We start from the raw sequence: 17,668 nt of genomic DNA, 5'->3' as shown, positions 1-17,668 counted from the left end.
ACCAGGACGCAGAGCGTCCAAGGCCCCTGGTTGCGACGCAGAGCGTCGCAACCAGGGGTTTGGGGTTTGGGGTTTGGGGCCCGGGACCCGGGGCGCAGAACTCGGACCTCGGGCAGCAAAAAAAGCCGGAACGGAAGAGCAGGAAAAAACCACAAGACAAAAAAAACGGCGAACCGCCGAAGCGGATCACCGTTTTCCCCGTAGAAAATGGTCGGGGTGAGAGGATTCGAACCTCCGGCCCCTGCCTCCCGAAGACAGTGCTCTACCAGGCTGAGCTACACCCCGTGGGCGAGTACGCGTCGCCGCGGACTCCACCGGAGCCGCCCCCGCACCAAGTGCGACGGGCTGTCGGGAATCGGTGCGAACCTTGAGGGGAAGGAGACACCGCTACTCCAGCGAGGCGCGAAGTCTACGCGAAGATGTCAGCGGATTCAACGGGTATTGGAAGGCGAAACGCCACAAACGAAAATTCCCACTGAAATTCCGCCGCACACCCCGTGACCAGGAGGTCACGGGGTGTGCGGCGGAATTTCAGTGGGTGCGGGACACCGCGAACTCGGCCAGCGCCACCAGCGCCTCCCGGTAACGACCATCGGGGAGCCCGGCCAACGCCTCGATCGCCCGTTGCGCCTCCTCCCTCGCCAGGCGTGCGGTGTAATCGATGGCGCCGGTGGAGCGGATCGCCTCCATCACCGGTTCGATCACCTCCAGGCCGCCGTTCTCGATCGCCCCGCGGATCAGCACCCGCTGCGCCTCGCTCCCCTCACGCATGGCGTGGATCAGCGGCAGGGTCGGCTTGCCCTCGGCCAGGTCGTCGCCGACGTTCTTGCCCATCGCCTCAGCGTCGGCCGAATAGTCGAGGACGTCGTCCACCAGCTGGAAGGCGGTGCCCAGATACATGCCGTACTCGGCCATCGCCCGCTCCAGCTCCGGCGCCACGCCGCCGAGCACCGCGCCGAGCTGCGCCGCTGCCTCGAACAGCTTGGCGGTCTTGCAGTGGATCACCTCCAGGTAGCGCGCCTCGGTGGTGTCCGGGTCGTTGCAGTTGAGCAGCTGCAACACCTCCCCCTCGGCAATCACGTTGGTCGCCCGCGAGAGGATCTCCATCACCCGCATCGAACCGCTCTCCACCATCATCTCGAAGGCGCGGGAGTAGAGGAAATCGCCGACCAGCACCGCGGTGGCGTTGTCCCACAGGTTGTTGGCGGTCTCCCGCCCGCGGCGCAGCTCGGACTCGTCGACCACGTCGTCGTGGAGCAGGGTCGCCGTGTGGATGAACTCGACCACCGCCGCCAGGTTGAAATGCTGCTCGCCCGCGTAGCCGAAGGCGTGGGCGGCGAGCAGCACCAGCACCGGCCGCAATCGCTTGCCGCCGCTGCCGACGATGTACTCGCCTACCTGATTGATCAGCACCACCTCGGAATGGAGCCGCCGACGGATCAGTGCGTCGGTGGAGGCCATGTCTTCGGCAATGAGTGCGCGTACCGCTTCGATATCCATGGAGATGTCTGAATGGGACTGTCCGGGAGAGGCCACGGCCGGTGTGGGCTGCCGCACGCGGTTGGCGATCTCACCGCGCATAAAGCGCCATAGTGTAGCGTCCCGCGGGGGCCTCAGCCAGCGTATTGACCGCCTCGATGGGGACGATTAATTGATCTCCGCGAAGGCCGCCGGCCGCGCCTTTCCTCCCTTGCCTCCCTCCGACAAACTACTTACTCTAATCGGCCCCCCACTATCCAATATCCCACGACCGGCGAGGGAGAGACCATGTCCCAGCTCAATTTCGACCAGGCCCGCCACAACATGATCGAGCAGCAGATCCGCCCCTGGGAGGTGCTCGACCCGCGGGTCCTGGAGGTGATGGCGCTGGTGCCCCGCGAGGCCTTCGTCGACCCGGCCTACGCCACCCTGGCACTGGCCGACGTGGAGCTGCCGATCGGCCACGGTGAGCGGATGATGCCGCCGCGGCTGGAGGGGCGGCTGCTCCAGGCCCTCGATCTGCGCCCCGGCGACCGGGTGCTGGAGATCGGCACCGGCAGCGGCTTCCTCACCGCCTGCCTCGCCGCCCTCGGCGGCCGGGTGACCAGCGTCGAACAGCACGCCGACCTGAGTGAGGCCGCCGCCGCCCGGCTGGCGGCCCTGGAAATCCCCAACGTCGAACTGGCGGTGGGCGACGCCGCCGCCGGCTGGGAAGCGGGCGCCCCCTTCGATGCCATCGCCGTCACCGGCTCCCTGCCGCTGATCCCCGACACCCTGCGCCGCCAGCTCAAGGAGGGCGGCCGGCTGTTTGCGGTGGTCGGCAGCGGACCGGTGATGGAGGGAACGCTGGTCACCCGCACCGGCGCCGGGAGCTGGAGCACGGTGAGCCTGCTCGACACCTGGCTGGCCCCGCTCACCGCGCCCCGCACCTCCGCCTTCGTCCTCTGAGCCGACGGCACCCTCTCCTCGGCCGTTAAGGAATACCCCATGAAGATCCGTACCCTCTGCCTCGGCGTCGCACTGGCCCTCGGCTCCCTCCCGGTCCTCGCCGAGGACCTGATGGAGATCTACCAGCTCGCCCGCGACAACGATCCCACCCTGCGCGCCGCCGAGGCGGCGCGGCGGGCCGCCGACGAGGTGCGCCCCCAAGCACGCGCCTCCGCCATGCTGCCCACCCTCGATCTCTCGGCCAACCTCTCCGAGACCCGGGTGCACGAGCCGGACACGACCAATCCGAGCCGGCCGGCCAGCGCCATCGAGCTCAACCTCACCCAACCGATCCTCCACCTCGACCGCCTCGCCCGCCTGCGCCAGGCCGACAGCCAGATCGCCCAGGCCGAGGCACAGTACCAGGCGACGCGCCAGGACCTGATGATCCGCGTCGCCGAGAGCTACTTCAATGTGCTCGCCGCCATCGACAGCCTGGAGTACGCCCGCGCCCAGAAGAGCGCCATCGGCCGCCAGCTGGAGCAGGCCACCAAGCGCTTCGAGGTGGGACTGATCGCGATCACCGACGTCCACGAGGCGCAGGCCGGCTACGACCTCGCCTCCGCCGACGAGATCGTCGCGCAGGACGCCCTCTCCTCGGCCCGCGAGGCGCTCGCCGAGATCACCGGCCAGTTCATCAAGGAGCTCGCCGGGCTGAAACAGGAGCTCAAGCTCACCCCGCCGGACCCGGCCGACGCCGACCGGTGGACCACCACCGCCCTGGAACAGAACCTGGCGATCCTCGCCGCCGCGGAGGCGGTAACCACCGCCCGCGAGGAGATCGAGGCGCGCCGCGGCGGCCACTACCCGACCCTCGACCTCACCGCCAGCCACGGCGCCGGCGACAACGACGCCCTCTACACCAGCGGCTACACCCAGACCGAGCAGACCGCCGTCAGCCTCCAGTTCAACCTGCCGCTGTTCCGCGGCGGCGCCACCAACTCCCAGGTGCGCCAGGCAAGCCAACTCTACAACGAGGCCCGCGAGAAGCTGGAGAGCGCACGCCGCACCGCAACCCGCTCCTCCCGCGACGCCTACCGCGGCGTGGTCGCCGCGATCAGCCGGGTGGAGGCGCTGAAACAGGCGCTGGTCTCCACCGAGAGCGCGCTGGAGGCGACCCAGGCCGGCTTCGAGGTGGGCACCCGCACCATCGTCGACGTGCTCAACAGCCAGCGCGACCTGCACCAGGCGCGACGCGACTACGCCCGCGCACGCTACGACTACCTGCTCAACACCCTGCGCCTGAAGCAGGCCGCCGGGATCATCCAGGAGAGCGACCTGGAGAGCGTCAACCGCTGGCTCCAGTGAGGCGCAAGACGATGGAGCCGATCGATTTCTCCAACCCGCTCGACGCCCTGCGCCGCTTCCACCAGCTCAACCGCGAGCAGTGCGCCGCCCTCGAGGCGCTGGCCGAGGCCGCCGAGGGCGGCGCCGAAGTCGCCTCCTTGGGCGGCCCGGCCGGCGAGATCCTGCGCCACTTCACCGCCCACACCGCCCTCCACCACCGCGACGAGGAGGAGGAGCTGTTTCCCCTGCTCGCCCGCCAGACCCTCAAGCTGGCCGACCGGGTCCACCACGCCCGCAGTGCCCACCAGGCGATCGAGGGGGGGTGGCGGGAGCTGGCCGAGCTGCTGCGCAAGCCGGCTGCCATCGCCGCCGACCCCGCGGCCTTCGCCGCCAGGGCGCGCGCCTTCGCCGAACTGGAGTCGGGCCACTGCAACTTCGAGGATGAAGAACTGCTGGAGATCGCCCAGCACATCCTCAGCCGCGACGACCTGACGCGGATCGGCAAGGCGATGAAGAAGCGCCGCGGGATCGGTTAACCCGCCCTACGATCCTACGATCCCTTGACCACCGTTAAGGCCCGACGCCGACGAACGCAAAAAAATAGGTACCTCCTACAACGGCCCGAGGTTTCCTATGACTCCCTCCCCCTGGCGGACCCTCACCGCCGCCCCCCACCGGGTGATGTTTCTCGGCGGCACCCTCCAGTTCGTCCTCGCCCTGCTGCTGTGGGGCGCCGAGCTGGGCGCCCGCCACGGCCTGCCGTGGCCGCCGCTGCCGCTGACCGTCGCCCCCTCCGTCCTCCACGCCACACTGATGCTCTACGGACTCTTCCCGTTCTTCATCTTCGGCTTCCTGATGACCACTTTTCCCCGCTGGATGCGGGGAAAAGAGATTGGCAGAGGGCGCTATGTCTCGGCCTTCCTGGCCTTGGTGGGCGGCAACGCATTGCTCTACCTCGGGGCCTTCGCCGATCGCGGAGTCGCTGCGGCCGGCGCGCTGGGGGTGCTGATCGGCTGGGGGATCGTCTGGCTCGCGCTGCTGGAGGTCTATCGCCAGACCGAGGCCGACGACAAATACTACGAACGGTGGCTGCTGGCGGCGCTCGCCTGCGGCGCCCTCGGGCTCGCGCTGTTCGTCGGCGGGGTGGTCGGCAGCGACTGGCGGTGGCTGCGGCTCTCCGAGGGGATCGGCCTGTGGCTCTTCCTGCTGCCGGTGCTGATCGTGGTCAGCCACCGCATGATCCCGTTCTTCAGCGCCTGCGCCCTGCCCGGCTACCGGGAGCAGCGTCCGCGCTGGACCCTGCCGCTGATGGCGCTGTGCCTCGGCGGCCACCTCGTCACGGAGCAGGCGGGCGTGCCCCAGTGGAGCCTCCTCTTCGACCTCCCCCTGGGGCTCGCCGCCCTCCACCACAGCCGCCTGTGGGGGCTGCGCCAAGCACAGGCGGTGGGCCTCCTCTGGGTGCTCCACCTCGCCTTCCTGTGGCTCGGCATCGGCCTCCTGCTCTACGGCCTGAACGATCTCGCCCGGCTCCTCGGCCACGGCGACACCCTCGGCCGCGGCCCGCTCCACGCCCTGACCATCGGCTTCGTCGGCTCGATGGTGGTGGCGATGGTCACCCGGGTGAGCCGCGGCCACTCCGGCCGCGAGCTGCGGATGGACCGCCTCGCCTGGGGCGCCTTCCTCGCCCTGCAGGCCGCGGCGCTGCTGCGGATCGCCGGCGAACTCCCCGGCCTCACCGCCGCCAATCCGCTCGCCGCCCTCGCCTGGCTGCTCCTCGGCGGCCCGTGGGCCCTGCGCTACGCCCTGATCTACCTCCGCCCACGCATCGATGGCCAACCTGGCTAGTTACCGGTCGGAGCGGCGACTCCCTATAATCCGGTTCACCCCGAACGACCGCCCCACGACCAAGGAGCCGCCCCGATGACCCGGTGGACCGCCATCGCCCTGCTTGCCGCCCTCGCCTCCCTCCCGCTCCACGCCGCCGGTGGCCCCGACGGCCGCTGGACCACCCCCCGTGGGGAGATGCGGCTGCACCTCGACGGCGTCCAGGTGGACGGCCGCTACAACCTCCACGGCGGTCGCCTCAACGGCCGGATGGAGGGCAAGGAGCTCACCGGCTACTGGATCCAGGAGCACTCCGAGGAGCGCTGCAGCCGCAGCGTCGCCGGCAGCCCCTACTGGGGGCGGCTGCACCTCACCTTCGACGGCGACCGCTTCGACGGCACCTGGAGCTACTGCGACCGGACCCCCGACCACAGCGGCTGGAGCGGCACCCGGATCGCCGCCGGCAGCGACCTGGAGGCCGCCCGGGAGGACCCCACCGCCCTGGTGATCGGCGCGCTGGCCAAGGCCCCGCCCTCGAAGGCCTCCAGGTCCGGCGACAGCGCCACCGAAACCAAGGCGCCGCCCGGCAACGCCGCCGTCACCCTCGACATGGCGAAGGCCGAACTCTTCCCGAAGTGGCGCGCCAGCATCCTCGACGGCCACCCCAAGATGCTCACCGGCGACCTCACCTGCGACGGGGCCGGCGACTACTTCGTCGGCTGGAGCGACCTCGGCGACCCCGTCCACCCGCGCTACCACATCGCCGTGGTCTACCACGACGGCGACCGCCTCACCCATCGGCACACCACCCTCGACCTGGGCGGCGACGGCCAGTACGCGCTGTGCGTCCCCGGCCCCGACGCCACTCCCGAGGTCACCCTCGGCGCCCACGGCTACAGCGCCGCCGAGCGCACCGCCCACGGCCTCCCCGAGCGCTGCGCCGGCGCGGTACGCCTCGACGACGGCCTGTGTGACGCCCTCTACATCGGTTGGGAACCCGTGATCCAGCAGTTCCTGCTGGAGCGGAACTGATCAATCCACCAGGGCGAGGGAGACCAGCAGCGCGGTCTCGGCGAGCTCCAGCAGGGCGCCGGCGGTATCGCCGGTGGTGCCGCCGATCCAGCCGATCAACCACCAGCGCCACAGGGCGACGAGCAGGGCCAGACCAATCAACAACGGAAAGGAGGGTACGCCCCACAGCTGGATCAGCAGCAGGGCGACCAGCGCCAGCACCAGCCAGCCGGCGCCCCGCGGCAGGCAGGCCGCGGCGGCGGCACCGAGGCCGTCGCGGCGCACGTAGGGGGTGGTGAGGAAGAGCGCCACCGGCAGCGCCCGGCCGGCCAGCGGCACGGCCGCCAAGGCGTGCCACGCCTGGGCACGGACCAGTACCGCGAGCGCCGCCAACTTGAGGATCAGCACCACCACCAGCGCCGCCACCGCCATCGGGCCGGCGCGGGGGTCCTTCATGATCTCCAGCGCCCGCGTGCCGTCGCCGTGGCTACCGACCCGGGCGTCCACCGTATCGGCCAGCCCGTCGAGGTGGATGCCGCCGCTGATCCCCGTCCACAGCGTCAGCAGCAGCGCCGCCGCCAGCAGTGGATCGCTCCCCGCCAGCAGCCAGCCGGCGCCGCCGAGGAGCGCGCCGATCGCCGCCCCCACCAGCGGATAGCAGAGCACCGACAGCCCGAACGCCCGCGGGTCGTAGCCCGCCACCCGCGGGGTCGGGATCACCGTCAACAACTGAATCGCCAACCAGAGGGGACGCACTAAGAACTCCGAGCTGGAACGGGACCGGGCAGGACCAACTGGTGGTAACGCTCGCCGTGGCGGCCGGTGTCGACGCGGATGCGGATGATCGAGGCGTTGCGCGGGTCGAAGCGGTAGAACCCCTCGATCGGCATGTCGAGGGCGTGGAGCAGCAGGATGCGCATCATCCCGGCGTGGCCCACCAGCAGCACCCGCTCACCGGCATGGCGCGCCAGCAGCCGCTCCCAGGCGGCGATCACCCGCTCGCGGAACGCCGTCAGCGGCTCCGCCCCCGCCGGGGTGTGGTTCACCGGATCGCGCCAGAAGGCGGCGGTCCCCTGCGGATCGCGGTCCATCAGCGCCTTCGAGGTCAGCCCCTCCCACGAACCGAAGGCCACCTCGCGGAACCCCTCGTCGAGTTCCACCGGCACCCCCAATCGCGCCCCCAGCTCTTCTGCAAACGCCGCGCAGCGGGAGAGATCCGAGCTGACGATCCGCGTCCAGTCATCCCTTCCGGCCACCGCCGCACGCATCTGCGCCCACCCTTTGTCGCTCAGCGGGTCGTCAGTCCAGCCGCGGTACTTCGACCCACCCACCGGCTCGCCGTGGCGGATCACCTCCACGATGGTCGCTTCGTCACGCATCACCCCTCAGAGACCCCCGCCTCGGCGAAGGTGGCCATGCCGTTGTGCAGCGCCACCGCCAGCTTCAGGGTGGCCAGCGCGGTGGCCGCGCCGCTCCCCTCCCCCAGGCGCATCCCCAGATCGAGCAGCGGTTCGGCCCCCAGGGCCTCCATCACCTTGGCGTGGCCCGGCTCGGCGGAGGCGTGGGCGTAGAGCAGCCACGGCGCGATGGTCGGGTTGATACGCACCGCGGCCAGCGCCGCCGCGCCCGCAATGAAGCCATCGACCAGCACCGGCACACCGCCTTGGGCGCAGGCGATGTAGGCACCGGCCAGCGCCGCGATCTCGAAGCCGCCGACGCAACGCAGGGCTTGCCACGGGTCGTCGTGGGCGGCCGCGTGGCGCTGGCAGGCGTCGGCGACGACGCGGACCTTGTGGCCGACCCCACCCGCATCCAGGCCGGTGCCGGGACCGGCGAGCGCGAGCGGGCTGGCGCCGGTCAGGGCGCAGGCCACCGCGGTGGCCGCGGTGGTGTTGGCGATGCCCATCTCGCCGCCGATGAACAGATCCGACGCGCCACCACGGGCCACCGCCTCACGGCCAACGGCCAACGCCGCGGCGAGCTGCGCCTCGCCCATCGCCGGTTCGCGGCGCAGGTTGGCGGTGCCGGCGGCGACCCGCGCCGAGACCACCCCGGGGAGCGGGCCGGGGTCGAGCAGCGCGCCGACGTCCACCACCTCCAGCGCCGCCCCCAACTCGCGGGCGAGCACGGAGATGGCCGCGCCGCCGCGGCTGAAGTTGCGGATCATCTCCACCGTAACCGCTTGCGGGAAGGCGGAGACCCCCTCGGCGGCGACCCCGTGATCGGCGGCGAAGACCACGATGCGGACCCGCTCCAGGACGGGCCGCTCGCGTCCCTGTAGCGCCGCCAGGGTGACCGCCAGCGCCTCCAGGCGGCCGAGCGAACCGGGCGGTTTGGTCAGCTGCCCCTGACGCGCCAGGGCCGCCTCGCGCATCGCTTCATCGGGGGCCTTGGCGGGTTCGTTCAGCCATTCGGGTCGGGTCATGGTCGGTTTCCGGAGTGAGGTAATCGGGTCGGGCATCCACGATTGAAATCGCGGTGCCTTCGTTTAACACGGCGCCCGCGGGCGCCGCTTCGAACGGAACGGCCACCGAAACAGTCCACTCCGGACAGACCGAAGGGACACCAGCCTTCCTACCCTTTCAACACATGGGGCAGACCGGCGACGGTCAGGGTGACGCGGTCGCACAGCGCGGCCAGTTCCTGGTGGAGCATCCCCGCCTCGTCGCAGTAGCGGCGTGACAGCTCGCCCGTCGGCACCACGCCGAGGCCGGTCTCGTTGCTCACCAGGATTATGGTGCCGGGGAGCGCCGGCAAGGTCTCGAGCAGGGCGTCGCGCTCGCGGCGGAAAAGCGCCTCGTCCTCGGCACAGAGCAGGTTGGTGAGCCACAGGGTGAGGCACTCCACCAGCAGACAGCGACCGGCGGCGGCCTGCTCGCGCAGGGTCGCCGCCAGGGCGATCGGCTCCTCCACCAGCTCCCAGGAGGCGGGCCGTCGACGGCGGTGGCCGTCGATCCGCGCGGCCATCTCGCCATCGAGGGCGCGGGCGGTGGCGACGTAGACCACCTCCAGCCAGCTATTCATCGCCCGCGCCTCGGCCAGCCGGCTCTTGCCGGAGCGGACGCCCCCCAGGATCAGTTCACGCACGACCGCCCCCATTCGCAAAAGCGGGCATTGTACACCGCAGAACGCGGCTCAACCGTAGGTCGGCGCTACCGCGCCGACGCGAACGGAAGCAGCGGACCGGACGCGCTTGTCACCCTTTCCGACGGCCCCTCCATTCGGACAGGATGGTACGGGATTCCCCGTCGGTGCCTCCGTTCCCGTCGGCGCGGTAGCGCCGACCTACAGCGCGGGAAGCACTTCGCGTTCGATGAAGCGACCCAGCTCGGCAATCTCCGGATAGCGCGGGGCGATCTCCACCAGATAGCCCAACGTTCGCGGGATATCCTTGAGATAACCAGCCTTGCCGTCGCGGTGATAGAGACGGGCGAAGATGCCGGCCACCTTGAGCTGGCGCTGAGCGCCCATCAGATCGAACCAACGCAGGAAGCGCTCGTCGTCGCGCTCGGGCACCACGCCGGTCTGGTAGGCGAGCTTGTCGTAACCGACCACCCACGCCTCCACCCGCTCACGGGGCCAGGCGATATAGGCGTCCTTCAGCAGCGAGACCAGGTCGTAGGTGAGCGGACCGAACACCGCATCCTGGAAATCGAGGATGCCGGGGTTGTTGCGGCCGGTGATCATCAGGTTGCGCGAGTGGTAGTCGCGATGGACGGCCACCTGCGGCTGCTCCAGGGCATTCCGCACCAGCGCCTCGAAGGTCTCGTCGAGCAGCCCCCGCAACCCTTCGCCGAGGGTCATGCCGAGGTGCCGCTCCAACAGCCAGTCGGGGAACAGGGTCATCTCGCGCAATAGCAATTCCCGGTCGTAGGGGGGCAATAGTTCGTCACGGGGGCCGACCCCCTGGAGCACCGCCAGCGCCCCCAGGGCGTCGCCGTAGAGGCGCCCGGCGGTGGTCTCGCTCAGCTCCGGGAGGTATTGGCGGGTCCCCAGGTCGGAGAGCAGCAGAAAACCCTGTTCGAGATCGCCCTCCAGCACCTGCGGCACGTTGAGGCCGATGGCGTGGAGCGCACCGCCCACCTGGATGAAGGGGCGGCAATCCTCCCGTTCCGGCGGCGCGTCCATGGCGATCAGGGTGTCGTCGTCGCGGTGGACGCGGAAGTAGCGGCGGAAGCTGGCATCCCCCGAGGCGGGGGTGATGTCGGAGTAGCGGATCTTCAGCTCGTCGCCGAGCCAGCGTTGGAGTTGGGCGAGTCTTTCGGGCATGGGTGAATTGATCTTGAGCGTCGAATATTGGGCTCTACCGTCCGTATTTTCCGCTCGCTGTAGGAGCGGCCCTTAGGCCGCGATTCGGCCGGAGTGTGGCGTTTCATTTCAGCAGGAGGGAGAACGCGGAAGCGGCGCCATCGCGGCCTAGGGGCCGCTCCTACAGGAGACATCGCGGCCCGCCTATCCGGCTTTTTGCCGGATCGCCAACACCGCCTGATTTCTCAAGGTCTTCATGTAGTTGAGGTGGGTCGGGGTGAACTTGGCACCCCCCTCCAGATCGCCGTAGAAGAGGCCCACCGGGATCTTGTTGATGATGATCGGGTAGACCGCCAGCGAGGTGGCGGAGATCCGCTGGCGATGCCACTCCGGAAGCCCCTCGGTCTCGCCCACGTTGTCCACCACCAGATCCCGCTCCTCCGCCACCGCCTGGCCGAAGAGGTCGGCGGCGGGCTTGATCGGCACCTTGAACTCGCTGATCACGGTGTCGATCTCCTTGCCGAAACCGAAGCGTGCATTGAGGTTGGCGCGCTTGCCGTCGGCGATGCAGACCAGCACCCGCGAGAGGCCGAGACCACGGTACATGGTCTCCAGGATCATCATCATGATCTCGTTGACGCTGTAGTTGCCGAGCAGCGCGTTGGTGATCTCCTGGATACCGTTCAGGAGCGCCATCTGCAGGTCCTCGGCGCTGGCCCGCTCCTCTTCCGCGACGCGGCGGGCAGCGGCCTCCGGGGTCTCCTCGACCACCGCTTCGGCAGCCGCGGCGGCCGGCTTGTTCCAGTTCGACACCCGCTTGACGAAGGGGCTCTTTGCCGCGTCGATGTTGAGGATGTCGGTGAACTGCTGGAGGTTCTCCACCGCCGCATCGAGCAGCGCGGTGATCTGCTCCCCCTTCAGCCCCATCCCCTTCTCGTAGCGCTCGGCCAGCGCGGCGGTGGCGCGGCTCTTCTCCGCGGGATCACCGGTGGCGGCCAGGCGGACCAGCTCGTTGGAGAAGTTGGTCAGCTGCTGCAGCTTCTCGTCCTCCCCCGCCGGCCGCTGCACCGGCCCCGGCGGCAGCACGTTCATCGAGTCGACGATGCTCTGCGGGAAGTTCCACTCCTTGGCGATTCCACGGCCCAGTTCGTGGTAGGTGAGGCCGAGCACCGAGTTGGAGGCGGTCACCTCGTCCTGGCGCTTCTGCTCCACCAGCGTCTGGATCTGCTCGAACTCCTCGGGGAAGTAGAAGATCACCAGCATCTTGCCGAGATTGTGCAGCAGCGAACAGACGAAGGCCTGCTCCGGCTCGCGCAGCTTCATCCGCTTGGCCATGGTGCGCGAGAAGGAGCCGCTGATCAGCGAGCCGAGCAGGGTATCCTTCAGCTCGGCCACCTGCTCCTTGTTGCGCAGGTGCTCGAACAGCATCAGGCTGAGGGTGGCCGCCCGCACCTGGTCGAAGCCGAGGATCACCACCGCGCGGGAGACGGTGCTGATCTTGCCGCCGTACTGGCCGTAGAAGGAGGAGTTGACCAGCTTGATCAGCTTGTTGGTCAGCGAGTACTCCTTGAGGATGATGTTGGAGAGCTCGTTGGCCGAGCTGTCGGCGTCCGAGGCGGCGGCGCGGTTGATCTCGCTGATGTGCTGGGAGATGGCGGGGAAGTCGGGCTTGTGGCGCATCCGCCGCATCAGGAAGGCGAGCGTGCTCTGCTTGCCGTCCAGCTCCTGCGGCTCCTCGTCCTTGTGCAGGTAGTGCTCCAGCGCCTCCTTCATCTCGAAGGTGTCGCGGTAGCGCTGGTTGGGCTCCTTCTCCAGGGCGCGCATGACGATGCCGTCCAGCTCGGGGTCGATCTTCGAGTTGCCGAGCGAGGGCCGGGGGATCGGCTCATTGGCGATCTTGTGCATGATCGCCAGCTGGCTGTCGCCGTCCACCGCCATCCGCCCGGTGAGCATCTCCCACAGGATCAGGCCGAGGGCGAAGAGATCGGAACGGGCGTCGGGCTCGCGGTTGCCGAAGTGCTCGGGGGACATGTAGTTGAGCGAGCCCCACAACCCCTCGCGCTTCTCGCCGGCAAGGGTCCCCTCCTGGCTCTTGCCGAGCATGCGGGCAACGCCGAAGTCCATCACCCGCGGCACCCGGTTGCGACCGATCAGGATGTTGGCCGGCTTCAGGTCACCGTGGATCACCCCCTCCTCGTGGGCGTAGGCGATGCCGTCGAGCACCGGCATGATCAGGTTGACCGCCTGGTGGACCGGCAGCGCCCCGCCCCGCTTGAGCAGGGCCGCCAGCGTGGTGCCGTCGACGTACTCGAAGACCAGGAAAAGCTTGCCGTGGTCCTCGCCGGCCTCGAAGATCGGCACGATGTTGGCGTGCTGGAGCTGGCCGACGATCTTCGCCTCCTGCATCAGCAGGCGCTGGGCACGGGGATCGGCGGTGGGGTCGATGGCCAGGGTCTTGATCGCCACCCGGCGGTCGAGGCGGGGGTCACGGGCGAGGTAGACCACCCCCTGGGCGCCGCGACCGAGCACCTTCTGGACCTCGAAACGGTCGATGGTACGGGGCGGTTGCGGGTCCGGAAGTGGCGGGGTCATGGATTCTCTATGCGGCGTTCCCCGGTGGCTCCATGCTCGATTTCATGTAGGCGCGGCGAGGCGGGGTCGGTGGAATGGGCCCGGGCGGCGGTCAGCGGTAGAGAAACTCCACCTGGATGCCGCTGAGCACGATGACGTCGTGGTCCTTCAGCTTCTGTTCGCCGGAGACTGCGGTGCCGTTGACCGTGGGCGGGCTCTTCCCCTCCACATGGGCGAGAAAGTAGCCGTCGGCACGCTTGTTGATAGTGGCCACCTGGACGCCCGGCTTGCCGAGACTGGTGACCACCTTGGTGAGTTCCAGCTCGCGACCGGCGTTGGGACCATTGAGGATGCGCAGGGCCGCCTTGGGCAGCGTGGCGGACTCGGCCGACGGGCGGGCGGCCATCGCCTCCTTGGCGACCCCCATCTCCCGGGCGGCCTGGGCGGCGGACATCTCCACCGCCTCCATGTTGCCCATCGCCCCGGGGCGGAAGACCATGGTCTTCTCGAACTCCTCGGCCGGCTCGCCGGCGGCGGGGGCGGCGTCGTTGACGTATTTCAGGCGATGCTTGACCACCTCGATGAGGTCGCCGTTGCGCAACACGTGGCGGGTGATGCGCTGGCCGTTGACCAGGGTGCCGTTGGTGCTGCCGAGGTCCTCGAGGACGGTCTGCCCCATGGAGGTGGTGACCCGGCAGTGCTCGCCACTGACCGCCAGATTGTCGATCTGGATGTCGTTGGTCGCCTTGCGACCGATGCTCATGCGCTCCTTCTCGACCGGGAACTCACCCAGCACCTGATCATGAAACATCAGTATCAGCTTACCCGCCATAGCCGATCCACTTTGTAATTAGTATGTGAAATTCAGAGGAACCAATCGATCACCCGCTTCACCCAAGGGCGGTTGGCGGGAAATTCCCGGGTCGGCCGGGCCAGTACCACGGAGACGTTGTCGCGACCGCCATGCTCGTTCGCAAGCCCCACCAAATGCTCAGCGGCAAGTTTAAGATTAGCATTAAACGTTATGAGCGTTAAACGAATTTCTTCCTCGGAGAGCATGTCGGTAAGGCCGTCGGAACAGAGCAGGAAGAGGTCTCCGGGATGCACCTCGCGCTCCTCCAGATCCACCTCCACCTCCTCCTCGGGCCCCAACGCCCGGGTCACCACGTTGGTGAATCGGGCCCCCTCCAGCTCGTCGGCGCGGACCCCGCGATCGATCATCTCCTGGACCACCGAGTGGTCGACGGTGAGCCGCTCCAACTGCCCGTCGCGCAGCCGATAGAGACGGGAGTCGCCGACATGCGCGATCACCGCCCGGTCGTCGTGGAACAGGATCGCCACCACCGTGGTGCCCATGTCGGCATAACCGGGCTGGGCGGCGGCGGCCTGATGGATGGCGCGGTTGGCGGCGCGGATCGCCTCCTCCAGCTCGATACTCTCCAGGCTGCGCCCGCTCACCTCGTCGCGCCCGCCGGCGGGCAGCTCGGCCAGCGCCGCGGCGACCTGCTCGCCGATGACGTGGGCGGCCATGGCGCTGGCCACGTCCCCCCCCTGGTGGCCGCCCATGCCGTCGGCCACCAGGAACAGGCCGTGGACCGGATCGGCACCCACGGCGTCCTCGTTGCGCGCGCGCTTGCGCCCGACGTCACTGACCGCCGCCGCCTCCAGCACCCGCTCCAGCCCGGCGCGGGCACTCACTCCTTCTTGCCGGTCATCTCCAACGCGCACTGGCGAACTCCCAAGGCAAACTCCTTGCCGGTCTGATAACGCTGGCCGGGGTCCTTGCACAGCGCCTTGTCGAGGACCGAGCGGATGCACGGCGGCAGCTCGGGGCGGATCGAGAGCGGATCGGGATGGCTCTCGTTGGCGATCTTGAACATCAAAGCGGCCATCGAGTCCCCCTGGAACGGGAGCTGACCGGTGAGCATCTGGAACAGCATCACACCGAGCGAGAAGAGGTCGGAACGACCATCCACCTTCTTGCCGGCGAGCTGCTCGGGCGACATGTAGGAGGGGGTGCCGAGGACCATACCGGTCTTGGTCTTGCTCGAATCGGTGATCCGCGCGATGCCGAAGTCGGTGATCTTCAGCTTGGCGTTCTCCACTTGGTACATGATGTTGGCCGGCTTGATGTCGCGGTGGACGACGTTCTGGCGGTGGGCGAAGTCGAGCGCCATGCCCACCTTCATGACGATGTCGAAGACCCGGATCGGCGGCAACAGGTGATCGGCCTTGGTGAAGACGGTGAGGTCCTTGCCCTCCAGGAACTCCATAGCGATGTAGGCCAGATCCTGCTCCTCACCGGCGTCGAAGATGGAGACGATCATCGGGTGGTTGAGGCGGCCCGCGGTCTCCGCCTCGCGGAAGAAGCGCTCCTTCACCTCGTCCAACTCGTCGGCCTCGAACTCCTGGGAGAGCGCCATGGTCTTGATCGCCACGGTGCGGTTGATCTTCGGGTCCTTGCCCAGATAGACCACCCCCATCGCCCCCTTGCCGAGTTCCTTCTCGATCTGGTAGCGGCCGAGCATCGGCTTTTCGACGGTACCGTCGGCACCGATCAGCGAGGTGGCGGTGCCTCCGCCGCCACCGCCCAGCATCACCGTGTTCTCCAACTGGTCGGAGCGGTTGAGGCGGCTCTTCACGTCGCGGAACCCGGCGTTGTGGCCGGAGATGTAGCGATAGACCGCGCCCGCCTTGTTGAACTGGCGCTTGCGCTCGTAGTCCAGCGCCAGGTTGTAGAGCAGGTCGAGGAGCGCGTCGTCCACCGGGCACTTGCGGAACTTGTCGAAGGCCATGTCCAACTGGCCCTGGCCCTGGAAGGCGAGGCCGAGCATCTTGTTGGTCTCCGCCGAATCGGCCTCCACCCGCTCCTTGTTGCGTTCGGTGAGCAGGAAGCGCTTGGTGGTGAGGAGTCCATGGCCGGTGATCAGCAGCAGCGCGGGGGCCACCAGCTGCAACCACATCCCGCTCGCGGTGAGCAGCCCCAGCTCCCCACCCAGAAGTCCCAGCAGCAGCACCCCGGTAACCAGCGCCGCCGGCCCCGCCTTCAGCCGCGGCAGCAACACGGTGAGATAGAGGGCGATCAGCACCATCGCGCCGAAGCCGGCCCCATCCGCCCAGAAGGGGACGGTGAAGAAGTCCTCGTTGAGGATCGAGGAGACGGTGTGGGCGAGGATCAGCACCGGCGCCATCGACTCGTCGATGGGCGTCGGACGGAAGGCGCCGACGCCGGTGGCCGTGCCACCGATCAGCACCACCTTGCCGCGGTACTTGGAGAGCGGGATCTTGCCGGCGAAGACGTCGTAGAAGGAGTCCACCGGGAAGGCGGAGTGGCCGTCACGGTCACCGTAGAAGAAGGGGAGCATGCGCAGGTAGCCGTCGGTGCCGATGTTCAGCTTGCCCAGCCGCACCCCCTCGCCGAGCCGCACCTCCACGTCGTCGACGGTCAGATTGCGCTGGAGCGCGGCGGCCATCAGCGCCAGGGAGGGGAAGAAGTCGTCGTAGTACTGCACCACCAGCGGCACCATGCGCACCGCGCCGTCCACGTCGAGCCAATCGTTGAGGTGGCCGATGGCCGCCGCCTTCGCCCCCAGTTCGGGGGTCGGCGGGGTGAGTTCGCTGCTCGCCGCCGGCAGATTGCCGTCGTTGTAGGCGTCGACCTCGTCATGCACGTTGGTCAGCACGCTGGCCGCCACGTAGGGGGGAAGCTTGCCGCTCGGCCGCCCCTGGGGCGGGCGCAGCACGAACGGCATGCCGAGCACCACGTTGCCCGCGCGCCCCATGGCGGCGGCCAGCTTGCGGTCGGTATTGAGGCTCTCCTCCGCATCGCGCAGGGAGCCGCCCAGGGTGTCGAGGTCGCCGAGCAGCCGCGCATCGGTACCCGTCGGCGGGTGGGAGAGGGTGGAGCCGCCGTAGAAACCGAGCAGCTTCTCGATGCTGATCAGCCCGGGGTCGCGCTGCGGCTCGAGCAGCAGCACGGTGTTGGCGATCACCTTGGCGCCGGCCCCGCTCAGCTTGTCGATCATCTCGGCAAGCACCTGGCGCGACCAGGGCCAGCGGCCGATGTTGGCGATCGAGGTGTCGTCGATGGCGATCACCGCCACCTGCTCGGAGGGCTCCGCCGAAGCGAGGCGCACGCCGAGGTCGTAGAGCGGCCGCTCCGCCACCTTCATCGGATTGCTCGGCCAGAGCACCAGGAAGAGCAGCGAGAGGAGCAACCCGACGAACCAGTCGGCTTTCCAGAAGGCGGTTTTCATCGGCG

15 protein-coding genes and 1 tRNA gene are annotated in these 17,668 nt (G+C 68.8%); 5 read left to right on the top strand and 11 right to left on the bottom strand.

Annotated elements, in window-relative coordinates; translation table 11 throughout:
- Positions 1-208 precede the first annotated feature (208 nt).
- Together ACYQ2W_RS15270 and ispB are read right to left on the bottom strand one after the other, a co-directional pair.
- Positions 209-285: transfer RNA gene (locus ACYQ2W_RS15270), tRNA-Pro, on the bottom strand.
- A gap of 246 nt (positions 286-531) precedes the next feature.
- Positions 532-1,500, bottom strand: coding sequence for an octaprenyl diphosphate synthase (ispB, locus tag ACYQ2W_RS15265; protein ID WP_459868934.1), 969 nt, complete (start codon positions 1,498-1,500; stop codon positions 532-534).
- Between the two features lie 267 nt (positions 1,501-1,767).
- On the opposite strand from ispB, the gene ACYQ2W_RS15260 reads away from it, so the two are divergent.
- The 5 genes from ACYQ2W_RS15260 (at position 1,768) to ACYQ2W_RS15240 (ending at position 6,609) form a co-directional block, all read left to right on the top strand.
- A complete protein-coding gene (locus ACYQ2W_RS15260; RefSeq protein WP_459868931.1) occupies positions 1,768-2,427 on the top strand; it encodes a protein-L-isoaspartate O-methyltransferase family protein in 660 nt (219 codons plus the stop codon).
- A 39-nt stretch (positions 2,428-2,466) separates the two neighbouring features.
- On the top strand, positions 2,467-3,774 hold the full coding sequence (locus ACYQ2W_RS15255; protein WP_459868928.1) for a TolC family outer membrane protein: 1,308 nt from the start codon (positions 2,467-2,469) through the stop codon (positions 3,772-3,774).
- 11 nt (positions 3,775-3,785) lie between these two features.
- The gene (locus ACYQ2W_RS15250) at positions 3,786-4,289 is read left to right on the top strand and encodes a hemerythrin domain-containing protein (protein WP_459868925.1); all 504 of its coding nucleotides are present in this window, start codon (positions 3,786-3,788) and stop codon (positions 4,287-4,289) included.
- A gap of 97 nt (positions 4,290-4,386) precedes the next feature.
- Complete coding sequence (locus ACYQ2W_RS15245; RefSeq protein WP_459868922.1) at positions 4,387-5,598, top strand: NnrS family protein; 1,212 nt, start codon at positions 4,387-4,389, stop codon at positions 5,596-5,598.
- Between the two features lie 75 nt (positions 5,599-5,673).
- Positions 5,674-6,609, top strand: coding sequence for a hypothetical protein (locus tag ACYQ2W_RS15240; protein WP_459868919.1), 936 nt, complete (start codon positions 5,674-5,676; stop codon positions 6,607-6,609).
- Here ACYQ2W_RS15240 and ACYQ2W_RS15235 read toward each other — a convergent pair whose 3' ends face one another.
- The 9 genes from ACYQ2W_RS15235 to ACYQ2W_RS15195 all read right to left on the bottom strand — a co-directional run bounded on the left by ACYQ2W_RS15235 (position 6,610) and on the right by ACYQ2W_RS15195 (position 17,663).
- Positions 6,610-7,344, bottom strand: a complete 735-nt coding sequence (locus ACYQ2W_RS15235; RefSeq protein ID WP_459868916.1) for an adenosylcobinamide-GDP ribazoletransferase — start codon at positions 7,342-7,344, stop codon at positions 6,610-6,612.
- Positions 7,344-7,967: a histidine phosphatase family protein gene (locus ACYQ2W_RS15230; protein ID WP_459868913.1), complete on the bottom strand. Its 624-nt coding sequence runs from the start codon at positions 7,965-7,967 to the stop codon at positions 7,344-7,346. Before ACYQ2W_RS15230 ends, ACYQ2W_RS15235 begins: the two co-directional genes overlap by 1 nt.
- Positions 7,967-9,013: a nicotinate-nucleotide--dimethylbenzimidazole phosphoribosyltransferase gene (gene cobT, locus ACYQ2W_RS15225; RefSeq protein WP_459868910.1), complete on the bottom strand. Its 1,047-nt coding sequence runs from the start codon at positions 9,011-9,013 to the stop codon at positions 7,967-7,969. Before cobT ends, ACYQ2W_RS15230 begins: the two co-directional genes overlap by 1 nt.
- A gap of 149 nt (positions 9,014-9,162) precedes the next feature.
- Complete coding sequence (gene cobU, locus ACYQ2W_RS15220; protein ID WP_459868907.1) at positions 9,163-9,675, bottom strand: bifunctional adenosylcobinamide kinase/adenosylcobinamide-phosphate guanylyltransferase; 513 nt, start codon at positions 9,673-9,675, stop codon at positions 9,163-9,165.
- A 198-nt stretch (positions 9,676-9,873) separates the two neighbouring features.
- Positions 9,874-10,857 (bottom strand): aminoglycoside phosphotransferase family protein, encoded by a 984-nt coding sequence (locus ACYQ2W_RS15215; protein ID WP_459868904.1) that lies wholly within the window; start codon positions 10,855-10,857, stop codon positions 9,874-9,876.
- A 183-nt stretch (positions 10,858-11,040) separates the two neighbouring features.
- The gene (locus tag ACYQ2W_RS15210; RefSeq protein ID WP_459868901.1) at positions 11,041-13,428 is read right to left on the bottom strand and encodes a protein kinase domain-containing protein; all 2,388 of its coding nucleotides are present in this window, start codon (positions 13,426-13,428) and stop codon (positions 11,041-11,043) included.
- A gap of 91 nt (positions 13,429-13,519) precedes the next feature.
- Positions 13,520-14,239: an FHA domain-containing protein gene (locus tag ACYQ2W_RS15205; RefSeq protein WP_459868898.1), complete on the bottom strand. Its 720-nt coding sequence runs from the start codon at positions 14,237-14,239 to the stop codon at positions 13,520-13,522.
- Between the two features lie 32 nt (positions 14,240-14,271).
- A complete protein-coding gene (locus ACYQ2W_RS15200; RefSeq protein WP_459868895.1) occupies positions 14,272-15,105 on the bottom strand; it encodes a Stp1/IreP family PP2C-type Ser/Thr phosphatase in 834 nt (277 codons plus the stop codon).
- On the bottom strand, positions 15,102-17,663 hold the full coding sequence (locus tag ACYQ2W_RS15195) for a CHASE2 domain-containing serine/threonine-protein kinase (RefSeq protein WP_459868892.1): 2,562 nt from the start codon (positions 17,661-17,663) through the stop codon (positions 15,102-15,104). Before ACYQ2W_RS15195 ends, ACYQ2W_RS15200 begins: the two co-directional genes overlap by 4 nt.
- Positions 17,664-17,668 lie beyond the last annotated feature (5 nt).

The organism is Endothiovibrio diazotrophicus (assembly GCF_054657215.1).
Note: the sequence above shows the minus strand (reverse complement) of the source record. Positions and strands in the feature narration are given on the sequence as shown.

What these genes read in the sequence shown, in the direction of transcription:
- ACYQ2W_RS15255 (WP_459868928.1), top strand. Translation starts at nt 2,467, where the DNA reads ATGAAGATCCGTACCCTCTGCCTCGGCGTCGCACTGGCCCTCGGCTCC.
- ACYQ2W_RS15250 (WP_459868925.1), top strand. Translation starts at nt 3,786, where the DNA reads ATGGAGCCGATCGATTTCTCCAACCCGCTCGACGCCCTGCGCCGCTTC.
- ACYQ2W_RS15240 (WP_459868919.1), top strand. Translation starts at nt 5,674, where the DNA reads ATGACCCGGTGGACCGCCATCGCCCTGCTTGCCGCCCTCGCCTCCCTC.
- ACYQ2W_RS15210 (WP_459868901.1), bottom strand. Translation starts at nt 13,428, where the DNA reads ATGACCCCGCCACTTCCGGACCCGCAACCGCCCCGTACCATCGACCGT.
- cobT (WP_459868910.1), bottom strand. Translation starts at nt 9,013, where the DNA reads ATGACCCGACCCGAATGGCTGAACGAACCCGCCAAGGCCCCCGATGAA.
- ACYQ2W_RS15230 (WP_459868913.1), bottom strand. Translation starts at nt 7,967, where the DNA reads ATGCGTGACGAAGCGACCATCGTGGAGGTGATCCGCCACGGCGAGCCG.
- ispB (WP_459868934.1), bottom strand. Translation starts at nt 1,500, where the DNA reads ATGGATATCGAAGCGGTACGCGCACTCATTGCCGAAGACATGGCCTCC.
- ACYQ2W_RS15260 (WP_459868931.1), top strand. Translation starts at nt 1,768, where the DNA reads ATGTCCCAGCTCAATTTCGACCAGGCCCGCCACAACATGATCGAGCAG.
- ACYQ2W_RS15195 (WP_459868892.1), bottom strand. Translation starts at nt 17,663, where the DNA reads ATGAAAACCGCCTTCTGGAAAGCCGACTGGTTCGTCGGGTTGCTCCTC.
- ACYQ2W_RS15215 (WP_459868904.1), bottom strand. Translation starts at nt 10,857, where the DNA reads ATGCCCGAAAGACTCGCCCAACTCCAACGCTGGCTCGGCGACGAGCTG.
- ACYQ2W_RS15245 (WP_459868922.1), top strand. Translation starts at nt 4,387, where the DNA reads ATGACTCCCTCCCCCTGGCGGACCCTCACCGCCGCCCCCCACCGGGTG.
- ACYQ2W_RS15205 (WP_459868898.1), bottom strand. Translation starts at nt 14,239, where the DNA reads ATGGCGGGTAAGCTGATACTGATGTTTCATGATCAGGTGCTGGGTGAG.